Raw genomic sequence first — 6,774 nt, 5'->3', positions numbered from 1 at the left:
TTATGAAATGGTATGAGTGCTTAAATATGGAATATTTGTATCAAAAAGTTTTATATCATGCGATTTTAATACTATTTTTAATACTATTGCTATGCAGGATTCTAAAAGTAGAGTTAATATATAACACCATTAACAATCACATTATTTTCATTATTAAAAATCAATGTTATATTTTTTGCATTTTATGTTTGCATGGACAACAAACTTCAAAAAAGTTAGCCCTGCATACCTTACTATAATTTCATGCAACTAAAAATACAAACTTTTATGATACCATAACGGGTTTATTCTAGAGTTCTATACTATTTCAAAGGAGATTTTATGTCAAGCCATTCTTCAATATCAATCATTCGCACAGAAGCAGAGTTTAAGCAATTTGTAGAAGCGTTCTGTCAGGACAAAAAGCAGCCAAAAAGTTTTGGGATAGCTAGAGCAGAGCTTTCTCGCCTTGATTCTAAAAGTGTTATAAGTATCAATTTTCCTTTTCTAAATTTTATGCAAAATTTTGGTAGCTTTGCAGTGTTTGCAACGGCAGCAAAATTGCAAAATTTTGAGAATAATGAAGTGGTTGTTGATATTGATGCAGCATTTGTATTTCGTGCGTTATGTCTATTTTACCCTTTTATTGAAAAAGAACTTTCAAGCTATGATGAAAAACATGCAGGTGAAAATACTTTGCAAAAATTTAAGAATCTTTGCGATAAATTTTCAACCGATCCATACTCAATAAAAACCGCTGATGTGCTTTTTACAGATAGCAAAATACACAGACATATCGGGGAGAAGCATAAAAATATACAAATTATTTTTGAATTATTGCGTCATGTGAGTGATATTTATAAAGGTGAAAATGAGTTTTATAAATTCCAACTTGTTGCATATTTTGATGATTTACAAACACAATCTCTGCAAGTAGCCTATGCTAAATTACACGCATTATCAGCAGGATTTGCACCGCTTAGAAGTCTTAATCTTGATGGAATCTTTGGACTTTTACCAAATCTTGCATGGAGTGGCAATAAGCCTTATGAATTGCAGTATTTGCGTGATAATGAAGTATCGCTAAAAATGGAGGGCGAATTCCCATGTATTGACTTTATAGACAAATTCCCCCGCTATTTAATGCAGGTATTACCACAAGCAGATAATATTAGAATCCTAGATAGTGCAAAAACTCGCTTTGGTGCATTTTTGGGTGCTGGTTATACGCAAATGCCGGGTGCTAGCTATGTGAATTTCAACTCTGGCACACTTGGGGCATGTATGAATGAAGGACGCATTAGCTCATCTGTAATCGTTGGCGAAGGCACAGATATTGGCGGTGGAGCGAGTATTTTGGGTGTGCTTAGTGGTGGGAATACAACGCCCATTAGCATTGGTAAAAATTGTTTGCTAGGAGCAAACTCTGTAACAGGCATTAGCCTTGGGGATAGCTGTATCGTTGATGCTGGGACTACAATACTTGCTGGAAGTGTCGTAAAGATTGACAATGAAGAAGCGCAAAAGATTAAAGAAGTAAATGCTAATTTTGAAATACAAAGTAACGGATTATATAAAGGACTTATGCTAAGCGGTCTAAATGGCGTGCATTTTAGATTTATGACACAGAATCCTTGTCTTATTGCCTTTAGAAGTGCTAGGGCTATTAGTTTAAATAAAGATTTACATTAGTTTGGAGTTTGCTACTAATAGGATTTAAAAACTATGTTTATTTATGTAAGGTTTTTAAGCATAAATAAGCCTTGCAAAATATTCTTTATAAAATTATAAAAATAGTATATAATTTATATTATTTTTTTTGGAGTGTGGTTATGGCAGAAAAGAACGCAACAGAAGACAAATATGAGATTTTAGACAAGAAACAGGTGCATACCCCGCGTGAGATTGAGTTAGCTTCATATCTTGAAGATATGATGGCAAATTATGAGGGGTTGCTTGATATGAAAGTGCTTTTTAGTGCAGATTTAGGCACGACACAAATACCACTTAATGAGATTCTCAAGTATGAAAAAGGCTCTATCATAGATTTACAAAAACCAGCAGGGGCAAGTGTGGAGATATTTGTAAATGATCGGGTTGTAGGCAAGGGTGAAGTTATGGTATATGAAAGAAATCTTGCTATAAGGATTAATGAGATTTTAGATTCCAATGCGATTGTGTATTACATTGCGCGTGAAGTCTCTGATCATGAGAGTTAATTGCATAAAGATTTAAGGATATGTATGCGTTATAGCATATTTGCATTTCTATTATATTACGCCCTATTCTCTTGCGTGTATGCAGCTACAAAGCAATATAAGATAACACAAGCCATATTGCATGATACGACAGAATCTAGCGTTCTTAAAATAGACAATAAAGAACATATTGCCCTACTTTTAGAGCTTACCATTGCACCACAGGTTCTAGATTCTACAAGTTTTAATACACCTTTATCAATACAAGATTCTATCAAGCAAGACTCTATTAAGGCACAACAGCCAAATTCACAATATAAATATATCATGCTAAAAGACTTTATCATTGATAAAACACAGCATATAGCTACACCTTTAGGTAGTCTTTCAATAAAGCAAGATTCTATATTAAAACACGCCTATATTGAATTTAGCAAAGATACTGCATTGCAGAGTGCCACGCTAATCTCGCATGATAAAAAAGTCTATCTCGTAAGCTTTAATGCTATCCCAACTAGCACAGATACACTTTTAACTAAAGATTCTGATATAAAAAATTTATTAGAAGAGAGTAGTTATGAGATTAGCTCATGGCGATACTTCCTTGTATTAGGCATTATGGTTGCCATTTTAATACTCTTATATGTGATTAAATTGCGACAAAATAGGGGGATAGAAACTTCTAGCATCGTATTAGAGCAAGCAAAAATACTTGATTCTAAAAATAAAATTGCACTCATTCGATATGGTGAAAAACGCTATCTCATCGGTATAAATCCACATGGTATAACCCTGCTTGATTCAATACAGCACGACACTCAAACAGACAAAACAAACGATATGGAATCTAGCCCAAAACAGCAAAGCTTCACACAGATTCTAAGTGAAAATCTTCTTTCTAAACAATCAAAAAGGCAGTAAATGCGTAGCGTTGCCACACATTATCGAATCTATAAGGATAGATTCCTACTTGCCTTTAGCCTATCAATACTTGCACATATTGCCCTATTTTTTATCTACAAAAGTTTGCCTATGCCAGAAAAAAAGGTGGTTTTGCGTCCCATCTCACTTGGTGTATTGCAACAAGAAAATATCCAGCCAAACATTATAGAATCTAGCACAAATACATCGCAACCACAGACAGAAACCATGCAAAATAAGCCTACACCGCAACAAAAAACTACAAAAAAAAGCACAGCCACAATCACGCAGCCACAAACACCACCAAGCACAGATATAGACTTACAAAGTCTAAGTATCCCGCAAAATACAGGGGAATTCAACCCCTTTGCTAGTCCAAAGCCAAGCCTAACACAAGAGCTAAAAAGACAGGCGGATAATGCAAACTTTGATAAATTGCCACAAAAAATACGCAATGATCTCTTGCAGCTTTATGGCACAGAGCTGCAAAATATGAGTAAGGAAGAAAAGGATTATCTAGCAGAGAGTTACTTTTTAAATGGCGAAGTGTTTCAAAAAACCGCTGACAGAATGGACTATCCACAACTTGCTATATATCTAAAACAGCAAGGTGTGGGCTTGATTGAGTTTGTATTGTATCCAGATGGACATATTGAAAATGTAAAAATATTGCAATCAACAAACGCAGAAGCCCTAGATGATTCCATGCGATTACTAATAGAGCAGTCTGCAAAAAGTTTAAAGCGACCCCCAAAGCCAATCACAATACGCGTAAGAGGAAACTACAACCTAAGGATGCAGTAATCACAAATTTATTTGCTAACCCTAAATTTAACACAGCCCAAGATTAGCCAGACTAAAACTCCAGTCTATACGAAAACAAATATAACTCAACGCAAATAAATCTAGACTCTACCAATTTACAAATATGAGCCAATATTTGCGGTTTAGAATAATCTTGAAAAAGAAGTAAAATGTCGTTTTAGATTCTAATATTAAATTTCCATACAAAATACAATGCCACATTTCAAACAACAAAACATAAAGTATTACGCCGCAACCTAAAAGCAAAATAGAATCTTTAGATTCCAAAGTAGCCAAAATAAAACAAACAAAAAAAGCAGATTTCATACTTTTATCTTAAAGCATGTTTTCAGCACTTTTAATGTATAATAAGTCTATTTTTATTTTGTGAGGGCATGATGAAAGCAAAGAATATACGAATTCTCATTATAATTGTGTTGCTAGTTTTGGTAGGCGGTGTTGCTGTATATTACACAAATACCGCTGGTGATACACAGAACAATAGAGCAGTGCTAGAGACCAAAGGGCAAAGTAATAAGCAAGATTTTGATACCAATCTGGATAAATCAAAAGATTCTCAAACAAAACATGAGGAAAATTTGGAATCTCATTTAGACACCAATGAGAGTGTGTTACCCGCAGATACACCCAACGAGAGACAAGAAACTAAGTCTATAAAAACAGATACAGCAATTCAACCAGAAAATGATAACCTAAACTCAAATAAGCCACAGGATTCTAAAGCACAAAATCCCGATACCACCAAGATATCGCAAGATAGTAATCAGCAACCTAAAGCAAATCTAAACCCCACAGCCAATACAACAGAATCTAAAAACAATAATTCTAAAACTAGCCCAAATAAGCCCCATCAAGATTCTGTAACAAAAACCGCTACAAAAGGTGATAGAAAATCTAACAAAGACACGCAACACGCACAAAATACAAACGCTACAACAAGCAGTAAAAAATCTGATAAAAACCCCACTAATGATAATCAAGCAGATTCCACCACTCTTGCAGAATCTAACACCACGCAAGATATACCTAATAAAGATAATGCCCCTAATGATGAGACTAATAAAGACAAACATGAAGCTATACCAACAGATTCTAACCATACAAACACACGAGATAATCAAGAAAGCAGCAAAAATGCGGAATCTAAAACTACAAATAATACAGAAAACACACGCCAAGATTCTAATCAATCTAGTGATACATTAGCCCAAAATGAGACAGATTCTACAAATACGCAAAATAGAAACACTACAAACACTGAAAATATAGACCAAAACCCTATCAATCAAGATTCTACAAATCAGCAATCAGGCAATAAAGATTCAACTCATGAAACTAGCAATAAAGAAACGATGAATGAGCAAGATGATAAGCAAAACAAACAAGAAAAAACAACGCAAGATAATCTCCAAGACAAGACAAACCAAACGCAGCCAAGAGAAAGCACACAAACAGGTGCTTGCATAGCTGCTCTTAGCTGCAATAGCAGTGAGATAACACGCAGATTTGCCGCAACAAGCCTTGATTTACATGCGAGTGTGCGTGCTAGAGAAGAGGCACGGCTCAAAGGGCAGAGTGCTGGAGATGAATTCATGCGTTTGTGGAAGCAGACAAGAGGGGCGATTTTACCAAAACTTACCTCGCGTGTAAGTAATATTTATGAGCAAGATTCTCAAGTTGATAGAGAGACTAGAATCTGCGTAGCAAACTACTACACAGAAGTGTTAGAAGACTTTGGCAACGGCTGGAAAGATAAAAAAGGCGATAAATCACCTATGTATCAGGTTACCTATCAAATCTCATGTAAAGATTCAAATACAGCCAAACTCACAATCCTAAACGAAACTCAAGTGCAAGGACGCAAACAAACAACAACCCTTGTGCGTAACAATGAAGCACAGCAAAAACCACAAGGACGCACACCGCCAATGTGTGATTCAGATCTTGTGTATAGGCAGTTTGCACAGGCAGGATTCTACCAACATGCTATGGTAAGAGCCCAAGAGGAAGGTCGCAGAAACGGCACAGAGGCACAGCAAAAATTTATGCAACTATGGGACAAAACTAAAGCCCAAATCACCACAAAGCTAACCGCCCATATCAGTAATATTGAAGATAAGGGCATACAGACAAAAACTCAAAAAAGAACATGTGTGGCAAACTACTACACAGAAGTGCTAGAAGACTTTGGCAATGGCTGGAAAGATAAAAAAGGTGATAAATCACCATACTATATTGTATATTACGCTGTGGCGTATGCAAATAATGAAGATGATAGCATTACGATTGACATTACCGCACAAAATAGGATAAAAAAGCCAAGGTAAAATACTTCGAGTTAAGTATATTAAAAACAGGTCTTAGCCATATTTGCAGATCTTGTTCGATTTCATAAAAGTTTGCATTGTAAGATTTTACAAAATTTTCACTAAAAGTATTTGCTTTAATTCTGCTTCTTAAGTATTGCTACATGTTAGAACAAAACTAATCAAATCTTGTTTTTTTGTGTATGATAATCACAGAATGCAAAAAAGCTTACAAACTCCCAAAAACCCAAACCCCAAACGATAAGTGTTTAAACCTTTTATAACTTTGTCCACTCTTTCACCTTGCATTCCAATTTTCCCTTTTGTGATAAAGTTACACACAAAGCGTTCAAACTTGCATACAATGCTAGAAAATTATATCTCAAAAAGGTTAGTTCAATGCAAAGACGCAAGTTTTTAAAATCCCTAGCACTCACCCCTGTGCTAGTGGCTGGAGCAAATGCTAAGTCTAGCGATTCTACAAAAGAGGGCAAAGAAGAAAAAAGATCGCTTATAGATTCAAGCGAGTTTAGCAAAACAAAAGG

At 35.3% G+C, this 6,774-nt stretch carries 6 protein-coding genes; all 6 read left to right on the top strand.

Annotation, left to right across the window (positions count from 1 at the left end; translation table 11 throughout):
* Nucleotides 1-239: hypothetical protein (locus C6H08_RS12190; RefSeq protein ID WP_233708583.1), on the top strand; the 239-nt coding region annotated here is incomplete at its 5' end.
* A gap of 82 nt (nucleotides 240-321) precedes the next feature.
* A complete protein-coding gene (locus C6H08_RS10790) occupies nucleotides 322-1,671 on the top strand; it encodes a tetrahydrodipicolinate N-succinyltransferase N-terminal domain-containing protein (protein ID WP_052092940.1) in 1,350 nt (449 codons plus the stop codon).
* Between the two features lie 140 nt (nucleotides 1,672-1,811).
* Nucleotides 1,812-2,198: a flagellar motor switch protein FliN gene (fliN, locus tag C6H08_RS10785; protein ID WP_005218113.1), complete on the top strand. Its 387-nt coding sequence runs from the start codon at nucleotides 1,812-1,814 to the stop codon at nucleotides 2,196-2,198.
* 24 nt (nucleotides 2,199-2,222) lie between these two features.
* Complete coding sequence (locus C6H08_RS10780; protein ID WP_034580526.1) at nucleotides 2,223-3,098, top strand: FliO/MopB family protein; 876 nt, start codon at nucleotides 2,223-2,225, stop codon at nucleotides 3,096-3,098.
* Nucleotides 3,099-3,902 (top strand): TonB family protein, encoded by an 804-nt coding sequence (locus tag C6H08_RS10775; protein ID WP_034580528.1) that lies wholly within the window; start codon nucleotides 3,099-3,101, stop codon nucleotides 3,900-3,902.
* Between the two features lie 395 nt (nucleotides 3,903-4,297).
* Nucleotides 4,298-6,250 (top strand): hypothetical protein, encoded by a 1,953-nt coding sequence (locus C6H08_RS10770; RefSeq protein ID WP_104686202.1) that lies wholly within the window; start codon nucleotides 4,298-4,300, stop codon nucleotides 6,248-6,250.
* Nucleotides 6,251-6,774: the final 524 nt, after the last annotated feature.

Source organism: Helicobacter bilis, from assembly GCF_900198365.1.
Lineage (GTDB): Bacteria > Campylobacterota > Campylobacteria > Campylobacterales > Helicobacteraceae > Helicobacter_A > Helicobacter_A bilis_B.
This window is presented reverse-complemented; position numbering and strand designations above follow the sequence as displayed.